Raw genomic sequence first — 26,055 nt, forward strand, 5'->3', positions numbered from 1 at the left:
CCGGGCACCCCGCGCCATCGGGCGGACGGATCCGTTCCGTACGTTTCGCACCAGAAACGCACATCCGCCTAGGAGCAGCCCACTTCGTCTCCCCGGACCACCGACGGTTCGCCCTGCTCGACCTGGGCCCCGCGCACCTTGCGGACATGGTGGAAGTCCGTCCCCGCGATGACCTTCAGCGTGGACCCGAGGCCCTTCACCGCCCGCAGTTCGCTGCCCGGCAGGGCCGTCGCGAGCGACTTCGCGGAGCGGTCCCAGCGGGGGTCGTAGGCGACGACCGTGCGCCGCGTCGAGGGGTCGGCCGCGCTGACCGGCTGCCGGGTCGTGCGGAAGCCCGTCGCCGCCAGCGCCGCGTCCACCCGCCGGCCGAGCCCCGCCGTGCGGGTGCCGTTCTCGACCTGGACGCGGATCTGCTGCGGGGCGACGTCCACGCGTGCGGCCCCGCCGTCGCGCGGCCGGGCTCCCGCGGCGGCGAGGGGTTCGTCGTCGCGCAGGGCCCGGAAGAGCCGCTGCGCCTTCTCCGTGTCCCACTTCAGCGTCGAGCCGAGGCCCTTCACCATGTATCCCATCCGGCCGATGGGGACGGTCGTGAACTCGGAGGAGGAAGGGGAGAAGCTGCGCATCGCCCGGCCGAGGTCGAGGAGTTCGTCCGTGCCGAAGCCCCGGTCGGCCCGTACCGAGCCGAGCACCGCCCGCGTCACGTCCCGGAACCTCAGCGGGTTCAGCAGCACGCCGGAGGAGGTGGCCCGGTCCACCAGGGCGGCCAGGAAGCGCTGCTGCCGCTTCATCCTGCCCAGGTCGGAGGAGGCGTCCGTGTGCCGGGAACGGACGTACTGGAGGGCCTCGCCGCCCATGAGCGTGTGCGCGCCCGGCGCCAGGTCCAGGCCCGTGTAGCGGTCCTTCAGGGGCTCCGCCGTGCAGATCCGCACGCCGCCGAGCACGTCCACCGTCTTCATGAAGCTGGTGAAGTCGACCTCCAGGTAGTGGTCGATCTTCACGTGCGTCATGTTCTCGACCGTGCGGACGGTGAGCTGCGGACCGCCCTCGGCGTAGGCCGAGTTGATCTTGATCGGGTGGCCGCTGTGCTCCTTGCCGGTGACCTGGTCGGTGTGCGGCGGCGTCTCGGCGTAGGAGTCGCGCGGGAGGCTGACGACACTGGCCCGCTCCCGGTCCTCCGAGATGTGCACGATCATGATCGTGTCCGTGCAGTGGCAGGGGGCCCCGCCCAGCCGGTAGCGGCGGCGCTCCGCCTCCGTGATGTGGTCGCGGCCGTCGGTGCCGACCAGCAGGACGTTCATCCCGTGACCGGCCCGCGGACGGTTCTTCATGTCCTTGAAGGGGTCGACCCGGGCGATGTCCGCGTCGAGGCCGGCGACCACCGAGTGACCGATCCCGGCGGCGGCCAGCAGCACCACCGAGAGCGTGGTCGTCGCCCGCATGGCCCAGCGGGGGCGCCCGCGCCGGACGGAGCGACGCGCCCGCATGGCCCAGCGGGGGCGCCCGCGCCGGACGGAGCGACGTGGTGAACGGCGTGCCGGGTCAGGGCGACGCGGGGACCGGGACGGGGTGGGGGGCATAGGGGGCACCTCCGGGCGGCGGCCGTGGGCGGTGGTGGCCGTTGGAACGGTAGGCCCATACGATCTGCCGACCGGCGCAGCGCACCCGGCGGGGCGGGCCCTGTCCCCCGTTCGCGGTAACGTGAGCCCTCTATGAACGCCAAGCCCGACGTGCAACTCCCCGCGGTGTCCGTCATCATGCCCGTCCTGAACGAGGAGCGGCATCTGCGCGGAGCCGTCCAAGCGATCCTCGCCCAGGAGTACGCCGGCGAGATGGAGGTCGTGATCGCCATCGGTCCCTCCACGGACCGTACGGAAGAGATCGCGGCCCAGCTCGTCGCCGAGACGGCCTCCGGCTCCCAGCGCGTGCAGACGGTCCCCAATCCCTCCGGGCGCACGCCGGCCGCGCTCAACGCCGCGATCAAGGCGTCCCGCCATCCGGTCGTCGTCCGCGTCGACGGGCACGGCATGCTCTCCCCGGACTACATCGCCACCGCCGTACGGCTGCTGGAGGAGACCGGCGCGCAGAACGTCGGCGGGATCATGCACGCCGAGGGCGAGAACGACTGGGAGCACGCGGTGGCCGCGGCCATGACCTCGAAGATCGGGGTCGGCGACGCCGCCTTCCACACGGGAGGGCAGGCCGGCCCCGCGGAGACCGTGTACCTCGGCGTCTTCCGGCGGGCGGCGCTGGAGCAACAGGGCGGCTACAACGAGGAGTTCGTCCGGGCCCAGGACTGGGAGCTGAACTTCCGGATCAGGGAGGCCGGCGGTCTCATCTGGTTCTCGCCCGAGCTGAAGGTGTCCTACCGGCCGCGGCCCAGCGTCAGGGCGCTCGCCAAGCAGTACAAGGACTACGGCCGTTGGCGGCACGTCGTCGCCCGCTACCACGAGGGCTCCATCAACCTGCGCTACCTCGCCCCGCCCACCGCGGTGTGCGCGATAGCCGCCGGGATCGTCGTGGGCGCCGCGCTCACCCCCCTGGGCTTCGTGATCCCCGCGGGTTACCTCGCGGCGATCGTCGCCGGGTCGCTGCCGGCCGGCAAGGGGCTGCCGCTGAAGGCGCGGCTCCTGATCCCCGTGGCCCTCGCCACCATGCACATGTCGTGGGGCTTCGGCTTCCTGACCAGTCCGAAGGCGCTGGCCAGGAAGGTCATCGCCGCGCGGCGCCCCGCGGTCCTCACCGAAGCGCACTGAGCACCCCGCGCCGCTCCGGCAGCGCGGGGGGCGCGCTCCCGGAGCACGTCCGGAGCGCGCCCCCGGGACACCGAGGGACCCGGGCTACCAGGTGTAGTTCGGGTCCACGTGCATGCACTGGCTGGTGTCCGACGCGTTGATCGCCCCGGCCGTGTCGGGCGTGGTGTCGTCCTTCACCGGCGCCTTGTACGTCGTCCCCGACCGCCAGTCCGCGCCCACGACGACCGTGACCCCGGAGACCTCGGTGGACTTCTTCACCTGGCCCGTCGGGATACCGAGGGCCTTGGCGACCGCCTCGGCGTCGCCCTCCAGGTCGGCGCTCGGATAGCGGACCACCGTGGCGCCCACGGCCGTGGCCGCCGAGGTGTCCGCGACGGCCTCGGTGAAGCCCTTGCCCGTCAGCAGGTCCTTCACCGCCGTCGCCCGCCCGCGGACCGCCGCGAGCGTGCTCGTGGACGTCCCGTTGTGCACCTGCACCGCGATCTCGCCGGGCGCCGCGGCCGGGTCCGTGACCGTCGGCGACGGGCTCGCGGTGGCCTTCTTCGCGTCCTTGCCGTCCAGGGCGATGTCCTCGCGCACCAGCCGGAACAGCTGCTTGGCGTCCTCCGTGGGCACCACCCGGCTGCCCTGGTACCGGTTCGGCATCGTCGTCATCGTGATGCGCTCGGTGGGCACCTTCTTCAGCTCGCCCGCGAGGTCGTACATCTTGGTGATGGTGTCGAGGCCGTCGTCGACGGTGATCGCCTTCGTGGCGGCCTCGGCGAGCTTGCGCAGTTTGTTGGGGTTGGTCAGCTTGGCGTTGGCGCGCAGCTCGCGGACCATCGAGTTCATGTACATGTGCTGCGCCTTGGCGCGGGCCAGGTCGGTGTCGTCCTCGAAGCCGTAACGGGTGCGCAGCCACTGCAGGGCCTGCTTGCCCTTGACGGCGTGCGTGCCCTTCTCCAGCTTCAGACCGGAGCCCTTGCCGGTGCTGGTGTGCGAGTAGACGTTGGCGTCCACACAGACGGGGACGCCGCCGATCGCGTCCGCCATCGACACCACACCGGAGAAGTCGATCATCATGAAGTGGTCGATGTGGATGTCGGTGAGCTTCTCCCAGGTGGCCACCGTGCAGCCCGGGCCGCCGCGGCCGAGCGACACGTTCGTCATCTCGTCGGTCAGCGCCCCGTAGGTGGTCCCGTCGTCGGGGTCCGTGCACTTGGGGATGTCCAGCAGCGTGTCGCGCGGCATGCTCACCACCGACATGTTGCTGCGGTCCGCCGATATGTGCAGCAGCATCTGGACGTCCGCGAGCGGGGGACCGTCGAAGGTGTCCTTGGCGCCGCCGAGCTTCTGGTTCTCCGCGGTGTCACGGGCGTCCGAACCGATCAGCAGGATGTTCAGCGCCGTCTGCCCCGCGGAGTTGGCCTCCGTCCTGGCGGCCCGGTCCTTCTCGTCGCCGATGTTCAGGTCGTCGCTCTTGATGTTCGCGTTGAGGTGTTCGTAGTAGAGGTATCCGGCCCCCGCGCCGCCGAGTATGACCACCGCGAGCACCGTCGCCGACCAGCGCAACGCGCGTCGACGCCGGCGTCTGCGATCCGCGGTGCGGCCCGCGCCGCGTCCGCCGCCCGGCCCGCCGTCCTCCTCGGACGCGGGCTCGTGCTCCTGTTCCCGTCCCGCCGGGGACCCCGTGTCCTCGACCGCGGGAACCTCTCTCCGCACCCCACTGCTCCCCGCCAATTCCCCTGCCCCTCCCCGCCGTGCGCCTGACACGGGCCCGTCCCGCGTCAAGTCAGACGCACGACGGGCCCGAAGGGTTACCTACTTGGCGCACTCGACCTTGTCCGCCGTGGACTTCTGGACCGTGTCCGGCACCTTGGTCGGAGCGGTGAGCGAGACGCCCGCGCCCTTGAAGTCCTTGCCCAGCGTCAGCGTCATCGTCGGCAGACCCTGGGAGTTCTCGACGCTCTTGCCCGGCTTCAGAGCGGTGCCCGGCAGCCCCATGATGGCGGCGAGCTTGCGTGCCTGGTCGGCCTGGTCGGGCGCGTACTCGAGCGTCGTCTTGCTCAGTGACGCGGGCGCGTTGCCCGCGTTCTCGGACTTCGTCACGCCCTCATCATTCTGCAGCCAGTTAAGAGTTTCCTGTGCGCTGCCCGCCGGGGCGCCGCCGTTCATCACCTGCACCCGCACCGCGGAGGCGGCGGACTGGGTGCCCTTGAGGCGGGCCGCGGCGGCCGCGGCGGCCGCGTTCTTGGACGCCGCCGCCTGCTCCTTCACCTCGGTGAAGGAGACGTCGTCCTTGATCATCTGGAACACGGTGGGCGCTGTCGAGCTGTTCACGACGACCGTGGCCGCGACCTTCTCGGCCGGGTTGTCGACCACCGGCACGGTGGTGAAGGTCAGGTTCTTCACGTTGAGCTTGCCCAGCTCCAGACCCAGGTCCTTGAGCTTGTCGATGGTGTCCAGCTGGGAGTCGACGGTCAGCGCCTTCGTGCCCGCCTCCGCCAGCTTGATCATCTTGGTCGGGCTGGTGAGCGTGTCGTTCGACTTCAGCTTGCGCATCAGCGCGCTGAGGAACTGCTGCTGGAGCTCGATCCGGCTCAGGTCGCCGCCGAAGCCGACGGAGTGCCGGGTGCGCACGAAGGCCAGCGCCTGCTCGCCCTCGATGGTGTGGGTGCCCTTCGACAGCTTCAGGTGCGAGTCCTCGTCGTCGATGTCCTTCGCCAGGCACACCTCGACGCCGCCGACCGCCGTGGTCAGCGTCTTGACCGCGTTGAAGTCGGCCACCATGAAGTTGTCCGCCTGGATCCCGGTCAGTTCGGTGACCGTGCGCACGGTGCAGCTCGGCGTGCGGTCGTCCTGCCCGAGGCTGGTGTTGAAGCGGACGTTGTCCGAGCCCGGGATGACCTTGGTGGAGCCGTCCTCCTGCTTGGTCTCGCAGTCCGGGACGTCCACGATCAGGTCGCGCGGGATGCTCAGCGCGGTCGCGTTCGTCCGGTCCTTGGAGACGTGCAGCAGGATCGTGGTGTCCGCGTGGCCCACGCTGCCGGAGTCGCCGTAGCCCTCGTTGCCCGAGCCGGTGCGCTTGTCCGTGCCGATCACCAGCAGGTTGATGGCCTTGTCCTTGCTGAAGCCACCGGTGCTCGCGCCGTCGTCGGAGACGGACGTGATGTTGTCGTTGAGGTGCTCGAGATAGAGATAGGCCGCACCCGCCGTACCCACCAGGACGAAGGCCATGATCCCGCCGGTCCACAGCAGGACCTTCTTCGCCTTCGACTTCTTCTTCACCGGCCGGCGGCCTCGCCGGTTCGCCGCCGCGTCCTCCGGCGGCGCGCCCCGGCGACGGCGCGGCGAAGGCACCTCCGGGTCCGGCGTCTCCTCGGGCGACGACGACTCCCGGCCCTGCGCCGGCTTACGGCCGCGCGCCGGACCTCCCGCGCCACCGGTCCGGCCGGAGTCGGATCTGCGCGGTCCCGGCACCGCTGATTGCGGTGCGGAAGGGGTCAGTCGCAGTTCGTATTCACCGGTGTTCGGATTGAGCACCCACTGGTCTGCGGGGTCGATGTTGTCCGCCCGCCCACGGCCTTGCGCGTCCACGGTTGTCCGAATCCTCCGTCGGGGCCACGCGGCGCCTTTCCCCCTCGAGGCGCTCGGGTCTCGGTCACTCGGTGCGCGACCCCAGGAAGACCTCGTGGCCGGGGGCACCGGATCGCTCACACTATCCGCCAGGTTCGGCGCCGAGCGACGGCCGTGACAAATTCCACGCCCCTACAACCGGGCAATCCGCCCTATTTCTTTGAACTTGTGTTCGTGGCGAGAGGTCGGCTTGGCAAGCGCTTTACCCGCAGCCGTCCTCGGCGGCGGTGTTCCCGCGGAACGTCGGGGCGGGCGGAGTGGGCGAAACCGCCCCGGAAGCCGCAGGCCCCGGCGCCAGGAAGCCGAACGGACCGTAGTCGCCCGACTCCGTGGGGGTGGGGTTCGTGGGAATTTCCTGAGAAACCACCACCGGCGCGTCCGTTCGCAGCCGTTCGAAGAGTTTCTCCGCCTCCGGCTCCACCAGTTGGTCGCGATTGGCGTTGTAGACGTACGACTCCCGTGGAACGGTCAGGAATTGCACATGTTCGGTGGGAATGTCCCGCAATCCGCGCACGAGTTCGTACAGTCCGCGCAGACTCGCCAGATCCGGGTCGGTGGTGAGCGAGGAGGTGGCCGCGTCCAGCAGCGGATACAGCTTCACCGGATTCAGCAGGACGTCATTGCTCTGCACCTTGTTGACGAGCGCCCCGAGAAACCGCTGCTGCCGGTCCATCCGGTCGGTGTCGCTGCCGTTGCCGAGGGACTTGCGGGCCCGCACGTACCCGAGCGCCTGCTCCCCGTCGAGCGTGACCCTCCCGGCGGGCAGCCGCAGCTTCGCCGCCTTGTCGTCGATCGGCTCCTTCAGGCACACCTCGACCCCGTCCACGGCGTCGACCATGTCCTTGAACCCGCTGAAGTCGACGACCATGTGGTGATCGATCCGCACGCCCGTCAGCTTCTCCACCGTCCGGATCGTGCAGGCCGAACCCCCGCTCTGGAAGGCGTAGTTGAACATCGCGAACATCGGCTCGGTCCGCTTCCCGTCCGGCCGCAGGCAGCCGGGCACGTCCACCATCAGATCGCGCGGGAGGGAGACGGCGGTGGCGCTGCGCCGCCCGGCCGCCAGATGCAGCAGGATCGTCGTGTCCGAGCGCTCGGTGCCGGAGTCCCGCCCGTACTTGCGGTTCCCGTCCCCCGACCGCGAGTCGGACCCTATGAGCAGGATGTTCTGCGCGTCCTTCACCAGCGAGGTCGGCCGCTCCCGCGCGTACCGCTCGAGCTCGGCGGCTGCCGTGTCGTCGGGCGTGATGTTCCCGTCGAGCTTCGCGTAGACGACCCACCCCGCGACCCCGACCCCCAGGACCACCACCCCCACCGCCACCGCCCCGTACCGGATCCATCGCCGCCGGCGCCGCCGTATGAGCCCCCGCCCGTCGGCGGACGCCCCCACTCCCGGCCCGAGGGGCCCATCGGTACCCGCCGCTTCCCTCACGTCCGGTCCACCCCTCCCGCCTCCGGGCCCGCTTCGGCCGTACGAGCGTGTAGAGCTGTCCCTACGACGATGCCGCGAAGCGGGCGGCGAGGGGCGGCGGGCGTGGGCCGAACGGGTGAGGTGGGCCTCGGGGGAGGTCGCGGGCGGGGCACGCGGGACCGGCCCGTCTGCGGTGCGGGTGCGGGTGTTGTGGAGGGGAGGGGGTACGCGGATGCGGCCTGTCCGGTGCCGAGGGGGGGTGTGGGTCCAGCCCGTCCGGCCTCGGGCGATGAGGCCCCGGCGCGGCCGAAGGGAGGGCCGGGGCGCCGGCCCTCCCGCCCGGAGGGCTACCGCGCGGTCGCCGTCACCCGCTCGCTCTCGACCCGCTTGGCCAGGGTCTCCTCGCCGGCCTCCGCCAGGTTCCGGCACAGCACCACGGACCCGCCGCTCGCCAGCGGCGCGTACAGCCCGGCGCTCAGCCCCTCCCACGTGTCGTACCCGAGACCCGACAGCAGCCGGGAGCCGGGCCCCGTCAGTCCCAGCCCGGACGCCTCGGCCCGCGCCCGCTCCACGACCTCGGCCCCGGTATACCCGGCCCCGGCCACGATCAGCGCGGGCTCCTCGGGGTCGACGGGAACGTACGGCGCGAAACGGTCCCCGAAGGTCGGGACGTTCACGGCGTAGTCGTCGTACCCCTCCGGCGGGCCGGGCACGAAACGTCGGCCGAGCGGCGCCAGCGACAGCGCGTACCGCTCGCCCCGGCACGCCAGCCCCGCCTCGAACGAACCGGGCCCGGCGACGACGAAGTCCGCCCGCGCCGGATCCCCGGCCACGTCCGCGACGACGCCCACCGACGAACACGCCAGCAGCCACACCGCCGTCTGCCAGTGCGCGGGCAGCAGCAGTGCGACCCGGTCGCCGGGCTCGGCGGACAGCCCGTCCTGGAGGAGATTGGCGGTTTTGGCCACCCAGTTGGCGAAGGTGGCCACGGACAATTCGACCCGCTCGCCCGTGGCGTCGTCGTAGAAGGTCACCAAGGGGCGCGCGGGGTCCGCGGCCAGCGCGGAACGCAGCAGGTCGGCCGGGGTGCGATCGGTGGCAGTCACCCGCGCAAGCGTACGCGCCGCCCGCGGCGCGCAAGCGGTCGCCGGGCCCTCCCGGAGCCACCGGTTCGGCCGAACGCGCCCGACGGCCCGTCAATTCCCCGATGGACAGAAATCTATGGATATGTCCAGGATCGTTGGCATGCGCGGATTGCTTGCTACCTCGATCGGTGTCACCTGTGCGGCGGCACTCGCCCTCCCGCTGACGCCGCCCGCCAACGCGGCGACGGCGCGACCGGCGCCGGCCGCGGAGGCGGCGCCCAGCGGGAAGGCCAGGGCCACGAGCCCCGACACCCCATCCCTCTCCGACCGACCGGCCCACCCGGCTCGGTCGGCCCACTCGACTCTCCCCGACCTCCCGGGCAGCACCCAGTCGCTGCCCCTCACCTCCCTGGCCCGCGACCGGGTTTCCGGCTCCGCCGATCTGGGCCTGCCCCGCCGGGACGTACGGCACTTCTCCCTCCTCGGCGTCGTCTGGGACGACCCGGCCGCCGAGCTCCACGGCCGCGTCCAGGTCCGTACCCGCACGTCCGACACCGGCGCCTGGTCCGGCTGGCAGGACGTCGAGACCCACAACGCCGACCACGGCGCCGACCCCGGCACCGCCGAGCGCGCCTCGGGCCGGGTCCGCGGCGCCACCGCCCCGTTGTGGGTCGGCGACTCCGACGGCGTCGAGATCCGGGTCCATCCGGACACCGAACGCCGTACGGAGGAGACGGCGGCCGCCGCCCTGCTCCCCTCGGGCCTGCGCCTGGAACTCGTCGACCCGGGCTCGGCGCCCCCCGAGCACGCCCCCGCGGGCCCCCCGCGCAACCGGACACCGACCACCGGGTCCGGCCCGGCCGACGCCCCGGAGGCGCCGGACGCGCCCGACGCGGCGACCGAGAAGACGGCCGAGGAGGCCGCGGCAGGCGAAGGAACCGAGGACGCCGAGGGCGTCGAGCCCGCGGCCATGACGCCCATGACCGCCGGGGCGACCGAGTCCTCCGCCGCCAACGCGCCCCTCGCCCCGCTCGGCGCCACGGAGATCCCGGCCCTGGACCGCCTGGGCACCGAACGCGAACTCCTCGCCCTGCGCGGGGCCGAGTTGACGTCGGCCCAGCGGGCGAAGCCGTACATCGGCCCGCGGCCGAGCATCGTCACGCGGCGCGGCTGGGGCGCCGACGAGAAGCTGCGGGAGAGCGGCTTCCGCTACACGACGAAGGTCAAGGCCGCCTTCGTGCACCACACCGCCTCGGGCAACAGCTACAAGTGCTCACAGGCCCCGTCGGTCATCCGTGGCATCTACCGCTACCACGTGAAGAGCATGGGCTGGCGCGACATCGGCTACAACTTCCTCGTCGACAAGTGCGGGAAGATCTACGAGGGTCGCGCCGGGGGAGTGGCGAAGCCGGTCCTCGGCGCCCACACCCTCGGGTTCAACACCAACAGCATGGGCATCGCCGTCCTCGGCACGTTCACCTCCGCCAAGCCGACCACCGCCACGGTCGACGCCGTCGCGCGTCTGACGGCCTGGAAGCTCGGCCTGTTCGGGGCGAATCCCCAGGGGAAGACATACCTGAAGTCCGGAGGTGGCAATCTCTACGGAAAGGGAAAGAACGTACGACTGAATGTGATCTCGGGTCACCGGGACGGGTTCGCCACGGAATGCCCAGGCAGGCAGCTCTACGGCAAGCTCGGCCCGGCCCGCTCCACCGCGGCGCGCTACCAGGGGCGCTGAGGCGGACGATCCGGTTCGGGAGCTCCGGGGCCCTGGGGAGGCCCCGGAGGCCGCGCGCCCCCGGACGGCCGGAGCGCACATCCAGAAGGGGGCACATTCAGCAGCCGTCGGGGGGGACAGTCTCCTGGGACTGGGACGGAACACCAACGGCCTGGAAGTCGCCACACAACGGTCTGCATACACTGGCCGGTCGAATGACGGTTCGACCGGTCCCGGCAGGAAGCAGAGACGACGGTGACAGAAGCGATCCTCCTGGTCGGCGGCAAGGGCACCCGGCTGCGCCCGCTCACGGTGCACACGCCCAAACCCATGGTCAGGGCGGCGGGGGTGCCGTTCCTCACGCATCAACTGGCGCGGGCGAGAGCGGCGGGCGTGGACCACATCGTCCTGGCGACGAGCTACCTCGCGGAGGTCTTCGAACCGTACTTCGGCGACGGCTCGGCACTGGGCCTGCACATCGAGTACGTGACCGAGGACGAACCCCTGGGCACGGGCGGCGCCATCCGCAACGTGGCGTCCCGCCTCCACTCGGGCCCCGACGACCCGGTGCTGATCTTCAACGGCGACATCCTCACCGGCCTGGACATCCGAAGGCTGGTGGCCACCCACGAGGCGACGGCGGCGGACGTCTCCCTGCACCTGACGAAGGTGACGGACCCGAGGGCCTACGGCCTGGTCCCCACCGACGGGACGGGCAGGGTCCTGGCGTTCCTGGAGAAGCCGCAGACCCCGGAGGAGATCGTCACCGACCAGATCAACGCGGGCGCGTACGTCTTCCGCCGCTCGGTCATCGACACGATCCCGCAGGGCCGCCCGGTGTCGGTGGAGCGCGAGACGTTCCCCGACCTCCTCTCGGCCGGAGCCCATCTCCAGGGCATGGTCGACTCGACGTACTGGCTGGACCTGGGCACCCCGGCGGCCTTCGTCCGGGGTTCGGCGGACCTGGTCCTCGGCCGCGCCCCGTCCCCCGCGGTCCCCGGCCGCTGCGGCGACCGCCTGGTCCTCCCGACGGCCAGGGTCGCCCCCGACGCGAAGCTGACGGGCGGCACGGTGGTGGGCGAGGGCGCCTTCGTGGCGGAGGGCGCGAGGGTCTTCGGCTCGACGATCCTCCCCGGCGCCGTCATCGAACCGGGCGCCGTCATCACCGACTCGCTCATCGGCACCCGGGCCCGTGTGGGCGAACGCTCCGTCCTCACGGGCACGGTCATCGGCGACGGCGCGATCGTCGGCCCCGACAACGAACTCCGCGACGGCGCGCGCGTGTGGTGCGACGCGAGGATCCCGGCGGGCGCGGTCCGCTTCTCGTCGGACCAGTGACCGGCACGGCCCATGCGGCCCGTGCGGTCCGTGCGGACCGTGACGACGGCGATCGTCCGGCGTGCCCGGACCGGCGGTCCGTCACCCGGCGCCCCGGGTGAGGACGGGACGGACACGGCCAAGGCGGGGCGGGGGCGGAAGTTACCCCGCCCCGCCCTCGCGTGAAACCCTCGCGTGAGGCCCCCCCGCGCGGTCCCCTCCGCGCAGCCCCTCACAACCTCCCGATGTCCCACCGGGGCATCTTCGGCACCCGGCGGGGCGGCACCCGTCCGCTCAGCAGGATCAACCGGGCCGCCCGATGCCGCTGTCCCGCATAGGGCTCCAGCAACTCCAGCATCACGGAGTCGTCGGCTTCCCGGTCTCCGGCCAGCGCCCACCCCACGATCCCCGGCAGATGCAGATCGCCCACGGTCACCGCATCCGCCGCCCCGTGACTGCGCTGCACGGTCTCCGCGGACGTCCACGGCCCGATGCCCGCGACGAGCTCCAACCGGGCCTGGGCCTCCGCCGGCGCCATCCGCACCGCTTCCTCCATCCGCCCGGCGACCCGGACGGCCCGCAGAATCGTCGACGCCCGCTTGTCGTCGACGCCCGCCCGATGCCACTCCCAGGACGGGATCAGCGCCCACGTCCGGGGCGCCGGCATCACCTGGAGCCGCCCGTCCGCCGCGGGTCCCGGCGCGGGCTCCCCGAACTTGCGCACCAGCAGACGCCAGGCGCGGTACGCCTCGTCGGTGGTGACCTTCTGCTCCAGCACGGAGGGGATCAACGACTCCAGCACCAGCCCGGTCCGCGTGAGCCTGAGCCCGGGCCGCCGGTGCCGGGCGGTCGCCACCACGCGATGCCGGGGCACGAACGCCTCCGGCGTGTCCGAGGCCCCGAGCAGTTCCGGCAACCGGTCCAGCAGCCACTCCGCGCCCGGACCCCACGCCTCCCCGCGCACCGCTCCGCCGACCGCGGTCACGCGCAGTGTGCCCGGCCCGGAGGGGGTGAGACTGGCCCGCCACACGGATCCGTCCGGCGTCGTGCGGAACGTCGGATCGCCCGGCCCGCGCCGCAGGGGCCCGAGGACCAGTCCGAGGTCGAGCGGCCCCTCCGGCACCCAGTTCCGCACCCGCCCGGCCGCCGAGGCCTGCCGCGGCACTCCGGCGGGCACGCCGACCTGCCCACCGCGCACGGTCGTACGCGTGGGCCGGGGAGAGAACCGTCCTGACAAGTGAAGTCCCGGAGAGAGGAGAAGAGGATGCTACGAGAGTAGGCGCAGCCAGGCACAGTCCACCGCACGAGGCCCGTCACGTTCCCCACACCTCACCGCCGGCCCGGTTCACCGCCCGCCGGAAGCCATGTCCCGGCGCGGCCGGTCGCTCCCCGCCGGGGATCATGTCCCGGCGCGGCCGGTCACCGCCCGCCGGGGATCATGTCCCGGCGCGGCCGGTCGCTCTCCGCCGGGACACAGGCCACTCCCGCCGGAAGCCATCTCCCGGCGCGGCTCACCGCTCGTCCCGCACCGCCGGGCCGTGTCGCTCACCGCACCTCGACGAAGTCCGCCACATCCCGCTCGCCACGGGCCCGGGGCTCCGCCGCCGCGTGCCCGACCGCCACCGCCCCCATCGGGTCCCAGCTCTCCGGCAGCTCCAGCACCTCCCGCACCACGTCCCGGCAGAACATCGTCGACGACACCCACGCGGACCCCAGCCGCTCCCCGGCCAGCGCCACCAGGAAGTTCTGGACGCCGGCCCCGGTCGCGACCACGAACATCTCCCGCTCGGCAGCGTCCCGCCGCGCGTCGCCGTAGGTGTGCGACCCGTCCGTCACCATGCACGGCACGACCAGACAGGGCGCGTCGCGCAGGACGTCGCCCCGTCGCACCCGCTTGGCGATGGACTCCTCGGACTTCCCGTCCCGCCGCAGATCCGCGATCCACGCGTCCCGCATGGCGTCCAGCAGCCGACGCCTCGACCCCGCCGACTCGAGGAGCACGAACCGCCACGGCGTCGTGTGATGGGGCGCCGGCGCGGTGACGGCCGCAGCCACCGCCCGCCGCACCGCCCCGGGATCGACCGGCTCGTCGGTGAAGGAGCGCACCGTCCGCCGCTGGGTGACCGCCAGCCGCACCGCCTCGGACGTCCCGAGCCGGAACATGTCGTCCCGCGCGCCGCGCACCAGGGCCCGTGCCCCGGTGAGCCCGCCCCCGGCGTTCTCCGCGTGGCCGCTCGCCGCACCGTCCGCGTTCGCCGCACCGCCGGTGTTCTCCGTGCCGTCGGTGTCCTCCGCCACGACGACGTGCCCCAGCCCCCGCACCACGGCCACCGGCAGCCCGGCGGCCTTCCCCTTCACGAGGTCCCCGGCGCCGGCCAGCTCGTCCGCCGTGGCGACGACCGTCGCGTTCAGCGGATTGCCGTACGCGTCCGTGCCGCCGCGCAGGTCGTCCAGCACCCGCACCCCGGCGGCGCCGATCGCCACGTCGGTGAGCCCGGCGCGCCAGGGCCGTCCGAAGGTGTCGGTGACGACGACCCCGACGTCCACACCGAGCGCGTCCCGCAGCCCGGCCCGGATCGCGCGCGCCGAGGCGTCCGGATCCTCGGGCAGCAACAGCACGGTCCCCGGTGGGGTGTTGGAGGCGTCGACACCGGCGGCGGCCATGATCAGCCCCTGCCGGTTCTCGACGATCCGCAGCGCCCCGCGCCGGGCCACGACCCGTACGGTCTCGGCGTCGATCGCGGCCTCCCGGTCGTCCGCCCGGACGACCCGACCCTCCGCCTTGGACACGATCTTCGAGGTGACGAGCAGGACGTCACCGTCGGCCAGGCCGGGCTCGGCGGTCGCGATCAGCTTCGCGAGGTCGTCCCCGGGGCGCACCTCGGGCAGTCCGCTGACGGCCCAGACCCGGTACCCGGTCTCGAAGGACCCGCTCATGCCCCGCGCACCTCCTCGGCCAGCGCCAGCGCCTCCCGGGCCATCCGCGCGGTCGCGTCGAGGTCGCTCATCATCAGCGGGACGGCCCGGCAGCGGATGCCCGCCGCCTCCACGCGCTCCACGGCGCCCGCGTCCACGGTGTCGACGAGCCATCCGTCGAGCAGACCCGAGCCGTAGTGCTCGGCCACCGCCGCGGCCGTCGACTCCACGCCGACCGCCGCGAGCACCTTGTCGGCCATGCCGCGCACGGGCGCGTCCCCGACGATGGGGGACAGGCCCACGACCGGCACCCCGGCCTCGGCGATCGCCTCGCGGATGCCCGGCACGGCGAGGATCGTGCCGACCGAGACGACCGGGTTGGACGGCGGGAAGAGGATGACGTCCGCCGCCGCGATGGCCTCCAGCACCCCCGGCGCCGGCTTGGCCTGTTCCGCGCCGACCGGCACGACCGCCTCCGCGGGCACCGACGCCCGCAGCCGCACCCAGTACTCCTGGAAGTGCACGGCCTTGCGCTCGCCGTCCACCTCGACCGCGACATGGGTCTCCACCCGGTCGTCGGTCATCGGGATGAGCCGCACGCCCGGCTGCCACCGGTCGCAGAGCGCCTCGGTCACCGCGCTGAGCGGATACCCGGCGCCGATCATCTGCGTCCGCACGATGTGCGTGGCGAAGTCCCGGTCGCCCAGCCCGAACCACCCGGGCCCGGCGCCGTACGCGGCGAGCTCCTCCTTCAGATGGAAGGTCTCGTCGGCCCGCCCCCAGCCCTGCTCCTCGTTGATGCCGCCGCCGAGCGTGTACATCACCGTGTCGAGGTCGGGGCAGACCTTCAGCCCGAAGAGGTGGATGTCGTCGCCGGTGTTGCCGATGACCGTGATGTCCGCGTCCGGCACGGCCTGCTTCAGACCGCGCAGGAACCGGGCACCGCCGATGCCGCCTGCCAGAACCACAATGCGCATGAGGGCAAGTCTCGCAGGCGGCGACGCCGGCCCGTCGGCCGGTTGTGGACAAGCACCCGCCTGTGGATATCCGGTCCACCCGTCCGTGCCGACGGCGGACGGCGCCCCGCTCACGAGCGGACGGCGTCGACCTCTTCGTACGCGTCGAGGGCCGCGCAGGCCACGGGGGTCCGCCCGGCCGAGCCGAGCCGGGCCCGGGGGTGCATGGGCATGTCCGTCAGTCCCGGGAAGTAGACGTGCAGGCTCACCGCGGGCTCCAGCGCGTCGTTGACGACCTCGTGCGCGTAGCCCGGCGCGAACACCCGCTGCACGCCCGCCCCCAGCACCCGCGTGCCGCGTTCCGTGCGCTCGGTCAGCTCGCCGTCCAGCACGGTGAGCACCCCGGAGGAGCCGCCGTGGTCGTGCAGCCCGCTGCCCTGGCCGGGCACCCAGGACAGCAGCCACACCTCGTAGCCGGGCCCGGTCCGCAGCCGGTGGTACCAGCGGGTCGTCGCGTCGTACCGGACCAGGTGTGCCCACGGGGCGCGGTCCGCGGCGATCGAACGGGCCAGGCCGACGAACTCGGCGACGGTGGCCGGGTGCTCGCGCGGTGCCTGGAGGAGGTGCGGGACTTCGAGGATGTCGCCCGCGATCTGGAGGTCGCTGTCGCTGTTCATGGGGTGCGGTGGTTCCTCGGCGGAAGAGGCGGAAGAGTGGGGGGCCTGCTGGGTGTCGCGTACCGTCCGCCCGGATCACGGGTGGAACAGGAGCGCCCTGGTGTGGGCCGATGGGAAACAGCAGCCGAGTCGCGGTGGACTCAGGAGGAGCAGCCGGAGCGCGTTGGGCTCAACAGCTGGAACGACGACAACAGCTACAGCGAGCGCGGGCAGCACCGTGGGACCCGGCGGAGCCGGTCGAGGTGAGTGCCAAGTTCGCGAGCATGCCCACAAGGACAGCGGTTCACACCTTCACTGTCAACTCGACGCCCGGTATGTGGGACACGGTTCACCTCATCCGGTCCATCTGAGAGGTGAAAGGTTTGTGCACACGTTCTTCGGGACACATGGCGCACAAGCCGGGCGCGCAAGCCGCGTGGCGATGCCGTGATCCGACTGTGATCAGGTTCGCTTCCGCGCGCATGCCGCAACGGGATCGCATCTGTGGGCGTCCTTCCCCGTACAAGCGCTGTGCGGGGCCGGTGGCCCTCCGGGGCTTCATCTGCTTGTCAAGGTTTATGGCGATTTGAACACTTACCGCATGGCCTTGGTTCCGCAGAGTGAATAAGGGGCCCAATAGCAGATCTCGGCTTGACTCGCCCGGAGCAGCACACTTGTAATTTCACTCGTGTCGTTCAGCCGAAATCGGTAACGGCCAGGTCACGGGGACGCGAAAGACAGAGCGAGGGGCGCACATGACCGAGCTGGTGCAGCAACTGCTGGTCGACGTCGACGACGCGGACGAGGAACTCGGCTGGCAGGAGCGCGCGCTGTGCGCCCAGACCGATCCCGAGTCCTTTTTCCCCGAGAAGGGCGGCTCCACCCGCGAGGCGAAGAAGGTCTGCCTCGCCTGTGAGGTCCGCTCCGAATGCCTTGAGTACGCCCTCGCCAACGACGAGCGCTTCGGCATCTGGGGCGGACTGTCCGAGCGGGAGCGCCGCCGGCTGAAGAAGGCGGCGGTCTGAGGACCGCCCGGTTCGACAGCACAAGGGCGTCATGGCGTCGCGGTACGCAGAGAAAAGGGTCCGAACGGCCCGTCGCACGTGGGTTGTCCACAGGCGGCGGGCCGTCGTCCTGCCCAGCCGATAGTGTGGGCGCTCGTCCGAGACACCCCGCCGCCCCACACGGCGCAGGCGTCCACCGCAGTCCACCGAACCGGGGCCCGTACCTCGATGTCCGTGCACAGCCACACGGCAGCCCATCAAGACCGCGCTGCCACACCTGAGTTCCCGCGTCATGTAGTGACCGCGGTGATCGTCGCCCACGACGGCGCCCGCTGGCTGCCCGACGCGCTCGCCGGGCTGCTCGGCCAGGAGCGCCCCGTCCAGTCCGTCATGGCCGCCGACACCGGCAGCTCGGACGACTCGGCACGCCTGGTCACCGAAGCCCTCGGCGACGACCGCGTCCTGCACCTCGCCCGGCGCACCGGGTTCGGCCAGGCCGTCGAGGAGGCCAACCGGACGGCCCCGGTCCTCACCCCCGAGGAACTGCCGTACCTGAAGCGCCCCAGCGGCTGGGACCCCGTCACGCGCACGTGGCGCGACGACACCTACGACCTGCCGGAGCTTCCGCACGGAGAGCCCGTCCAGTGGCTGTGGCTGCTGCACGACGACTGCGCCCCGGAGCCGGACGCACTGGCCGAGCTGCTGCGCGTGGTCGACAACGAGCTCGAACTGGGCCGGGACGACGTGGCCGTCGTCGGCCCCAAGCTCCGCGGCTGGTACGACCGCCGCCAGCTCCTCGAGGTCGGCGTCACCATCGCCCACTCCGGCCGCCGCTGGACCGGCCTGGACCGCCGCGAGCAGGACCAGGGCCAGCACGACCACGTCCGGTCCGTGCTGTCCGTGTCCACCGCCGGCATGCTGATCCGCCGCGACGTCTTCGAGCAGCTCGGCGGCTTCGACCGCCGGCTGCCCCTGATGCGCGACGACGTCGACCTGTGCTGGCGCGCGCAGGCCGCGGGCCACCGGGTCCTCATCGCCCCCGAGGCCGTCGTACGGCATGCCGAGGCCGCCTCCCGCGAGCGCCGCACCGTCGACTGCGCGGGCCGCACCAGCGCCTCCCCGCACAAGGTCGACAAGGCCGGCGCCGTCTACACCCTGCTGGTCAACAGCCGCACCGCCCTGCTGCCCTGGATCCTGGTGCGCCTGGTCCTCGGCACCCTGCTGCGGACCGTCGCCTACCTCGTCGGCAAGGTCCCCGGACAGGCCCTCGACGAGATCCGCGGTCTGCTGGGCACCCTGCTGCGGCCCGAGCGGATCATCGCCGGGCGGCGCAGGCGCGGGAAGCCGGCGGTCGACAAGGATGAGCTGCGCCCCCTGTTCCCGCCACCCGGCGCGACCGTACGGGCCACCGTCGAGCAGGTCGCCGGCGACTTCTTCGGCTCCTCCGACCCCGAGGCCACCTCCGGCGCGGGCCGGCACGGCGGCGCCGTCGAGTCCGGACCCGGCGGCGACGACGCCGACTTCCTGGAGATCGAGCAGTTCGCCCGCCTCAAGCGCATCGCGCGCAAGCCCGGCCCGGTCCTCTTCCTGGTCCTGCTGCTGGTCTCCCTGGTCGCCTGCCGCAACCTCCTCGGCGGCGGCGCGCTCGCGGGCGGCGCCCTGCTGCCCGCCCCGGCCGACGCCTCCGAGCTGTGGTCGCGCTACCTCGACGCCTGGCATCCGATCGGCGCGGGCGGCACCCCGTCCGCCCCGCCCTACCTCGCGATCATCGCGACGCTGGCCACCCTGCTGTTCGGCTCGACCGGACTCGCCCTCACCCTGCTCCTCGTCTGCTCGGTGCCGCTGGCCGGCCTCACCGCCTACTTCGCCTCCCGCCCGCTCGTCGAGTCCCGCCTCCTGCGCGCCTGGGCGGCCGTCGTCTACGCGTTCCTGCCCGCCGCCACCGGCGCCCTCGCCGGCGGCCGGGTCGGCACCGCGGTCCTGGCGGTCCTGCTGCCGCTCATCGCCCGCGCGGGCGTCGCCGCGAGCGGCCTGACCCACGCGTCCGGCGCCCGCGGCAGCTGGCGCGCCACCTGGGCGTACGCGCTGCTGCTGACGATCGCCACCGCGTTCACGCCGATCGTCTGGCCCGTCGCGCTCGTCCTCGGCATCGCCGTCCTGGCCGTGCGCCGACGCGAGCTCACGGCCTACGGCCCGCGCTTCCTGGCCCAGCTGGGCACCCCCCTGCTGATCCTCGCGCCCTGGTCGCTGTCCCTGCTGCCGTTCGGCTTCTTCACCCAGGCCGGCCTCGACTACGGCGCGTCGACCGCCACCGCGCTCGACCTGCTCGGCGCCAGCCCCGGCGGCCCCGGCACCGTCGACGGCCTGATGCTCATCGGCATCGTGCTGGCCGCGCTCGCCGCGCTGCTGCGCTCCGAGCGCCACTTCGGCGTGTGGGCGGCCTGGGCGGTCGCCCTGGTGGGCCTCGTCTTCGCGGTCCTGTCCAACAGCTCCACCTGGGCCGGACCCGCCACCCTCGTCTACGGCATCGCCCTCCTCGCCGCCGCCGTCATCGGCGCCGACGGGGCACGCACGCGTGTCGCCGAGCAGAGCTTCGGCTGGCGCCAGCCGGTGGCCGCCCTCATCGCCTTCGCCTCGGCCGCGGGCCCGCTGCTCGTCGCCGCGGGCTGGATGATCGGCGGTGCCGACGGCCCGCTGGAGCGCCGCGACCCCGTACAGGTGCCCGCGTTCGTCGCCGAGGAGGCCGGCAACCGCGACCAGGCCCGCACCCTCGTCCTCGACAGCGACTCCGCGGCCCACGTCGCCTACATGCTGGTCCGCGGCTCCGGCGCCCGCCTCGGCGACGCCGAACTCGCCGCGGCCGACGGCGAGAACAAGCAGCTCGACAAGGTCGTCGCCAACCTCGTCGCCGGCTCCGGCGCCGACCAGGCCGACCAGCTCGGCAACTTCGCCGTGGGATACGTCCTCGTCCACAAGGGCGCGCCCCGCGAGGTCACCCGCGTCCTGGACGCCACCCCCGGCCTGAAGCGGCTCAGCCAGCAGGACGGCAGCGCCCTGTGGCGGGTCGACCAGGAGGTCTCCCGCGCGGCCGTGGTCGCCGACTCCGGCAAGGGCGCGGTGACTCCGGTGGCCGCGGGCCCCGTCGACATCCACACCACCCTCCCCGACGGCTCCGGCAGCCGCGTCCTGCGCCTGGCCGACACCGCCGCCGACGGATGGACGGCGACCCTCGACGGCAAGCCCCTCACCCCCACCACGATCGACGGCTGGGCCCAGGGCTTCGAGCTCCCCGCCGAGGGCGGGAAGCTGGACGTCACCTACGACGACCCCTTCACCCACACCGTCTGGCTGTGGGCGCAGGGCTTCCTCGCCCTCGTCCTCGTGGTCCTCGCGCTTCCCGGCCGCCGCCGTGACGTCGACGACGACCTTCCCGAGGAGGAGCCGGTCCCGGCCCAGGCGGTCGACGGTGAGGGCCGCCGCGCCCGCCGCCTGCGCGCGCAGGCCGAGGCCGAGTCCGAAGAGCCGGGCCGCCACGAGGAGTTCCCGGCCGCGCCGCAGGAGGAGACCCCGGTCGTGGTCCCCCAGCAGCAGGCGTACGACATGGGAGTCCCCCCGGACGGACAGGGCGGGAACTGGGGCGGGGACCGGGCGGACTACGCGGGCGCCGAGTACGGCGGTTACCCGGGCGAGCAGTACCAGGGCGCCCAGCAGTACCCGTCGGGCGGCTACGACCAGCAGGCCTACGACCCCTACCAGGCCGGCCAGTACGACCCGTACGCCTACGACGGCCAGGCCCAGCAGACGCCGTACGACCCGGCCTACCCGCAGCAGGGCTACGACCCGTCGGCCTACGACCAGGGCGGCTACGACCCCGCCTACGACCCGGACCGGCACCCCCACGGCACCGGCAACGAGCGCCCCGACGGGAGCCAGCAGTGAACCGCACCACCCTGTCCCTGATCGCCGGCACGGCCGCGCTCGCCGCGGTCACCGGGTTCGCCACCCTCAGCGAGCCGGACCCGGCCGCCCCCGACACCGCCCGGGCGGCCGCCGAACTGCCCGTGGAGCGCACGAGCCTGCTCTGCCCGGCGCCCAGCACCTCCGACCTCGCCGACACGTCGTACACGTCCTTCACGCCCGTCACCAAGGGCACCGACGGCGACGGCACGGCCGAACTCGTCGCGGCCACCGAGGAGTCGGCGGCCGCCACGACGGACAAGGCCACCGACAAGGCGACGGACAAGGCGAACGGCAAGAAGAAGGCGGCCAAGCCCGTCGTCACGCCCAAGGCGCCCGGCACCCCGGCCGTCGGGGAGAGCACCGGCGGAGAGGCGCCCGCGCTGGTGGGCACCGCCGAGGGCAAGTTCGCGCCCGGCTGGACCGTCCAGCAGACCACGGAGGTCGCCGCCGGCAGCGGCCGCGGCCTCCAGGGCGTCACCTGCACCGCGCCGGACACGGAGTTCTGGTTCCCGGGCGTCAGCACGGCCGCCGACCGCACGGACTACGTCCACCTCACCAACCCGGACGACTCCGCCGCCGTCGCCGACATCGAGCTCTACGGCAAGGACGGCGCCCTCTCGACCACCGTGGGGGAGGGCATCACCGTCCCGGCGCACTCCAGCGAGCCGATCCTGCTGTCCACGCTCACCGGCGAGAAGCAGGAGGACCTCACCGTCCACGTCAACGTCCGCAGCGGCCGCGTGGGGGCCGCCGTGCAGGCCCTGGACGAGAAGCTCGGCGGGGACTGGCTGGCCGCCTCCACCGACCCGGCGGGCACCCAGGTCGTCCCGGGCATCCCCGAGGACGCCACGGCCGTCCGCCTCATCGCCTACGCGCCGGGTGACGCGGACGCCGACCTGAAGGTCCAACTGGCCTCGCCCTCGGGCCTGATCACCCCCGCCGGGCACGAGACGCTGCACGTCAAGGCGGGCATGACGGCCTCGGTCGACCTGGGCGACGTCACGCGCGGGGAGGCGGGCTCACTGGTCCTGACCCCGACGGGCCAGTCGGTCCCGGTCGTCGCGGCGGTACGGGTCCTGCGCGGCAAGGGCGCCCAGCAGGAGTCGGCGTTCATCACCGCCACCGCCCCGGTCGGCACGCGCGCGTCCGCCGCCGACAACAGCGCCAAGGGTTCCACCCTCTCCCTGACCGCCCCCAAGGGCACCGCCAAGGTCAAGGTCACCGCGTCCGCGGGCAGCGGTGGCGGCACGGCCGCGTCCAAGACGTACACGGTCAAGGGCGGCACCACCCAGAACGTCGAACTGCCCGTGCCCACCGGCCTGAAGGGCACCTACGCGCTGACCGTGGAACCCCTCACGGACACCCCGGTCTACGCCTCCCGCACCCTGACGGCCACCCAGGACGGCGTCGCGGGCTTCACCGTCCAGACCCTGCCGGACGACCGGGGCACGGTGGCCGTCCCGGAGGCCGACGAGGACGTCGCGGTGCTGCAGAAGTAGCCCGGAAGGGCTGTCGGCGGCGGGGCTCAGTCCTCGCCGTAGCGCGGGTCGACCGTCTCCGGGGTCAGCCCCAGCAGCTCCGCGACCTGCTCGACCACCACCTCGTGCACCAGTGCGGCCCGCTCGTCGCGCCCCTTGGTGCGGATCTCGACCGGACGCCGGTAGACGACGACCCGCGCCGGCCGTCCCTCGCGCGAGGGAATCGTCCCGCCCAACGGGACCGCCTCGTCGTTCCACGGCTCCGGCGCGGCGTCCAGACGCGGCACCTCCAGCACCATGAAGTCGATGTCGGCGAGCTGCGGCCACCGCCGCTCCAGCCGTTCCACGGAGTCCTGCACGAGATCCGCGAACACATCGGCGCGACTGGCGGCCAACGGGACCTGGGGCGGCGCGATCGGCCCCCGCATGCCCCGGCCGTGGCGGTCGCGACGACGGGGTCCGGGGCCTGCGGCGGGGGGCGGTACGGGGGTCTCCATCACTACTGAAGCGTAGTCCCCGCCGTCACCCCGCGCCCGGCCCCCACACGGCGACCCGGCCACCATCGGCCACTGTGCCGCGCCTGTCGCGGGATGACCATTCCAGCCAACGTTGGGCTCGATTCCGTATCTCTCCGAGACCGGCGAACTCATCGCAATTGATGCCGTTTGTGTCGAGTGGTGACCGTCGGCCGAGGTCTTCCTGCGTTTAAGGACTGGTGTTCGCGCAGGTCAGCGGGGTATGACTGGAGAGGCGCGTGGGGCGTTTCACAACCCGACACGGTGGAGTGACCTGGTGGAGAGTCGTCGCGGCCCGCTCAAGAGTGCGGTACCGTCCAACGTCGTGAGCCCTGTACGTCGCTGTTCGCGCACTGCCTGCGGCCGACCCGCCGTCGCGACGCTGACGTACGTCTACGCCGACTCGACCGCGGTCCTCGGCCCGCTCGCGACCTACGCCGAACCCCACTGTTACGACCTGTGCGCCGAGCACTCCGAGCGCCTCACCGCCCCGCGCGGCTGGGAGGTCGTCCGGCTCCTCGACGGTTCGGCTCCCGCACGCCCCAGCGGTGACGACCTGGAAGCGCTTGCCAACGCCGTCCGTGAGGCGGCCCGTCCGCAGGGACGCGCGGCCGGGGCCGGCGGCGGGCGGGCGATCGATCCGATGGAGGTCGCGCGCCGCGGCCACCTGCGGGTGCTGCGCTCACCGGACAACTGAGCCGGTTTCCCCCTCACGTCCGCACGGACCGACGCGCACCCGTTGACGCGCCCTTGTCGCGGACACGACCATTTCGTTTCGGTCGAAGAACGAGAAATCGCCTTCCGCAGGACGGAATCAAGGCCCGAAGCGCGGCCGGAAGCCCGACCGGCACGACCGCCGGAAGCGCGACCGCCGACGCGAGCGCCGACGTGAACGGGAGCGCGGCACCGCGGAAGGCGACCGGAACCGTGACCGGGATCGGGGGACACCCGTGTACGTCCAGGAACTGCGACCCGTCGCCGACTCGCTCGGTCTGTCCGCCCTCGTCGCGGCCCTGCCCCTGGTGATCGTCCTCGTCCTGCTCGGCGGCGTCCGCCTCAAGGCCCATCTGGCGGGCCTCACAGGACTGCTGGCCGCCGCCCTCGTCGCCTGCCTCGCATACGGCATGCCCGTGGGACAGACGCTCTCCGGCGCCGCCCAGGGAGCCGCCTTCGGCCTCTTCCCCATCCTGTGGATCGTCGTCAACGCCCTGTGGGTGTACCGGATGACCGTCCGCACCCGGCACTTCGACGTCCTGCGCCGCTCCTTCGGGCGGCTCTCCGACGACCCGCGCATCCAGGCCCTCGTCGTCGCCTTCTGCTTCGGCGCCCTCCTGGAGGCGCTCGCCGGGTTCGGCGCCCCGGTGGCGATCTGCTCGGTCATGCTCGTCGCCCTGGGCTTCGACCCCGTCCGCGCGGCGGTGGTCGCCCTCGTCGCCAACACCGCCCCCGTCGCCTTCGGCGCCATGGGCACCCCCGTCGTGACGCTCGCCCAGGTCACCGGCCTGCCGCTGGACACCGTGGCCTCGGTGGTGGGCCGTCAGACACCGCTGCTCGCCCTCGTCGTGCCGCTCGTCCTGGTCGGCCTGGTGGACGGCCGACGCGGCCTGCGCGAGACCTGGGTCCCCGCACTGGCCTGCGGAACCGCCTTCGCCGTCGCCCAGTTCGCCGCCGCCAACTACGCCTCCGCGCAACTCGCCGACATCGGAGCCGCCTTGGCGGGAGCCGCCGCCCTGGCCGCCGTGCCGCACACGCGCGTGCCCGCCCCCGAAGCGGTCCGCGCGTCGGTGCTCACCGGCACCCGCAGCGAGGAGCTGGACGAACCGGACCCGCGGGCCGAGATCGTCCGCGCCTACAGCCCGTACGCGCTCATCGTCGCGATCTTCTCCGTGGCCCAGATCCCGGCGGTCAAGGACCGGCTCGCGCAGACCACCCGGACCTTCGACTGGCCCTTCCTCGACGTCGTCGGTCCGGACGGCGACCCGGTCGGCGGCAACCTCTTCACCTGGCCGGTCGTCGCGACGGGCGGCACCCTCGTCCTGCTGGCCGGCATCGGCACCGCGGCCGTCCTCGGCGTCCACGCGCGCGTGGCGATCAGGGAATGGGCCGCGACCGTGCACGAGTTGAGGTACGCGATCCTCACCGTGACCTCCGTCCTGGCCCTCGCCTACGTCATGAACCTCTCCGGACAGGCCGCCACGATCGGCCACTTCGTCGCGGCGGCCGGCGCGGGCCTCGCCTTCCTCTCGCCGGTGCTGGGCTGGTTCGGCGTCGCCGTCTCCGGCTCGGACACCTCCGCCAACGCGCTCTTCGGCGCCCTCCAGGTCACCGCGGCCCGCGAGTCCGGTCTGTCCCCCGAGCTGCTGGCCGCCGCCAACAGCTCCGGCGGCGTCCTCGGCAAGATGATCTCGCCGCAGAACCTCACCATCGCCTGCGCCGCCGTCGGCCTCGCCGGCCGGGAGGGCGACCTGCTGCGCAAGGTCCTCCCGTGGAGCCTCGGACTGCTCCTGGTGATGTGCCTGATCGTGGTCGGCCAGAGCTCACCCGTGCTGGGCTGGATGCTGCCGTAACGTCCCCACCTCGCACGACGGCCGAGCATGGCGGCACGGTTACGTCTGTGGGTCCACTCGACGGCCCCACCGCGGGCCGCGAACCGGCCCGGGTAGTTTGTGGTG

18 protein-coding genes are annotated in these 26,055 nt (G+C 72.8%); 8 read left to right on the forward strand and 10 right to left on the reverse strand.

Annotated features, from left to right (window positions below):
- Positions 1-68: 68 nt before the first annotated feature.
- A complete protein-coding gene (locus J2X68_RS35170; RefSeq protein ID WP_310436663.1) occupies positions 69-1,439 on the reverse strand; it encodes an LCP family protein in 1,371 nt (456 codons plus the stop codon).
- Positions 1,440-1,709: 270 nt separating this feature from the next.
- On the opposite strand from J2X68_RS35170, the gene J2X68_RS35175 reads away from it, so the two are divergent.
- Positions 1,710-2,753, forward strand: coding sequence for a glycosyltransferase family 2 protein (locus J2X68_RS35175; RefSeq protein WP_310436664.1), 1,044 nt, complete (start codon positions 1,710-1,712; stop codon positions 2,751-2,753).
- 84 nt (positions 2,754-2,837) lie between these two features.
- Here the strand turns inward: J2X68_RS35175 and J2X68_RS35180 are convergent, their stop codons facing one another.
- From J2X68_RS35180 to J2X68_RS35195, 4 genes are all read right to left on the reverse strand, one after another.
- Positions 2,838-4,454 (reverse strand): LCP family protein, encoded by a 1,617-nt coding sequence (locus J2X68_RS35180; RefSeq protein ID WP_310436665.1) that lies wholly within the window; start codon positions 4,452-4,454, stop codon positions 2,838-2,840.
- Positions 4,455-4,553: 99 nt separating this feature from the next.
- Entirely contained in the window at positions 4,554-6,329 is a 1,776-nt protein-coding gene (locus tag J2X68_RS35185; protein WP_310436666.1) for an LCP family protein, read from the reverse strand.
- Between the two features lie 241 nt (positions 6,330-6,570).
- On the reverse strand, positions 6,571-7,800 hold the full coding sequence (locus J2X68_RS35190) for an LCP family protein (RefSeq protein WP_399041585.1): 1,230 nt from the start codon (positions 7,798-7,800) through the stop codon (positions 6,571-6,573).
- Between the two features lie 326 nt (positions 7,801-8,126).
- Positions 8,127-8,885: a TIGR03089 family protein gene (locus J2X68_RS35195; RefSeq protein WP_310436667.1), complete on the reverse strand. Its 759-nt coding sequence runs from the start codon at positions 8,883-8,885 to the stop codon at positions 8,127-8,129.
- A gap of 139 nt (positions 8,886-9,024) precedes the next feature.
- Between J2X68_RS35195 and J2X68_RS35200 the strand changes: the two genes are divergently transcribed.
- On the forward strand, positions 9,025-10,602 hold the full coding sequence (locus J2X68_RS35200) for an N-acetylmuramoyl-L-alanine amidase (protein ID WP_310436668.1): 1,578 nt from the start codon (positions 9,025-9,027) through the stop codon (positions 10,600-10,602).
- Positions 10,603-10,836: 234 nt separating this feature from the next.
- Entirely contained in the window at positions 10,837-11,919 is a 1,083-nt protein-coding gene (locus J2X68_RS35205; RefSeq protein ID WP_310436669.1) for an NDP-sugar synthase, read from the forward strand.
- 211 nt (positions 11,920-12,130) lie between these two features.
- Here the strand turns inward: J2X68_RS35205 and J2X68_RS35210 are convergent, their stop codons facing one another.
- The 4 genes from J2X68_RS35210 to J2X68_RS35225 all read right to left on the reverse strand — a co-directional run bounded on the left by J2X68_RS35210 (position 12,131) and on the right by J2X68_RS35225 (position 16,447).
- Complete coding sequence (locus J2X68_RS35210) at positions 12,131-13,135, reverse strand: DNA-3-methyladenine glycosylase 2 family protein (RefSeq protein WP_310436670.1); 1,005 nt, start codon at positions 13,133-13,135, stop codon at positions 12,131-12,133.
- Positions 13,136-13,443: 308 nt separating this feature from the next.
- Entirely contained in the window at positions 13,444-14,835 is a 1,392-nt protein-coding gene (locus J2X68_RS35215) for a coenzyme F420-0:L-glutamate ligase (protein WP_310436671.1), read from the reverse strand.
- Positions 14,832-15,791 carry a 2-phospho-L-lactate transferase gene (gene cofD / locus J2X68_RS35220; RefSeq protein WP_310436672.1) on the reverse strand — a complete coding sequence of 320 codons (960 nt, stop codon included), beginning with the start codon at positions 15,789-15,791 and terminating at the stop codon, positions 14,832-14,834. Before cofD ends, J2X68_RS35215 begins: the two co-directional genes overlap by 4 nt.
- 110 nt (positions 15,792-15,901) lie before the next feature.
- Positions 15,902-16,447, reverse strand: coding sequence for a cysteine dioxygenase family protein (locus J2X68_RS35225; protein ID WP_310436673.1), 546 nt, complete (start codon positions 16,445-16,447; stop codon positions 15,902-15,904).
- A 734-nt stretch (positions 16,448-17,181) separates the two neighbouring features.
- Here J2X68_RS35225 and J2X68_RS35230 point away from each other — a divergent pair.
- The 3 genes from J2X68_RS35230 (at position 17,182) to J2X68_RS35240 (ending at position 22,889) form a co-directional block, all read left to right on the forward strand.
- Positions 17,182-17,451, forward strand: coding sequence for a WhiB family transcriptional regulator (locus J2X68_RS35230; protein WP_020128551.1), 270 nt, complete (start codon positions 17,182-17,184; stop codon positions 17,449-17,451).
- 207 nt (positions 17,452-17,658) lie between these two features.
- Positions 17,659-21,369: a glycosyltransferase gene (locus J2X68_RS35235; RefSeq protein WP_310436674.1), complete on the forward strand. Its 3,711-nt coding sequence runs from the start codon at positions 17,659-17,661 to the stop codon at positions 21,367-21,369.
- Positions 21,366-22,889 carry a DUF5719 family protein gene (locus J2X68_RS35240; RefSeq protein ID WP_310436675.1) on the forward strand — a complete coding sequence of 508 codons (1,524 nt, stop codon included), beginning with the start codon at positions 21,366-21,368 and terminating at the stop codon, positions 22,887-22,889. Before J2X68_RS35235 ends, J2X68_RS35240 begins: the two co-directional genes overlap by 4 nt.
- Before the next feature lie 26 nt (positions 22,890-22,915).
- Here J2X68_RS35240 and J2X68_RS35245 read toward each other — a convergent pair whose 3' ends face one another.
- Positions 22,916-23,365 (reverse strand): metallopeptidase family protein, encoded by a 450-nt coding sequence (locus J2X68_RS35245; protein WP_310436689.1) that lies wholly within the window; start codon positions 23,363-23,365, stop codon positions 22,916-22,918.
- A gap of 295 nt (positions 23,366-23,660) precedes the next feature.
- Here J2X68_RS35245 and J2X68_RS35250 point away from each other — a divergent pair, with 295 nt between their 5' ends.
- Both J2X68_RS35250 and J2X68_RS35255 read left to right on the forward strand, forming a co-directional pair.
- The gene (locus J2X68_RS35250; protein WP_020128555.1) at positions 23,661-24,080 is read left to right on the forward strand and encodes a DUF3499 domain-containing protein; all 420 of its coding nucleotides are present in this window, start codon (positions 23,661-23,663) and stop codon (positions 24,078-24,080) included.
- Between the two features lie 253 nt (positions 24,081-24,333).
- A complete protein-coding gene (locus J2X68_RS35255) occupies positions 24,334-25,950 on the forward strand; it encodes an L-lactate permease (RefSeq protein WP_310436676.1) in 1,617 nt (538 codons plus the stop codon).
- Positions 25,951-26,055: the final 105 nt, after the last annotated feature.

Origin of the sequence: Streptomyces sp. 3330 (assembly GCF_031456635.1) — a bacterium.
Taxonomy (GTDB): domain Bacteria; phylum Actinomycetota; class Actinomycetes; order Streptomycetales; family Streptomycetaceae; genus Streptomyces.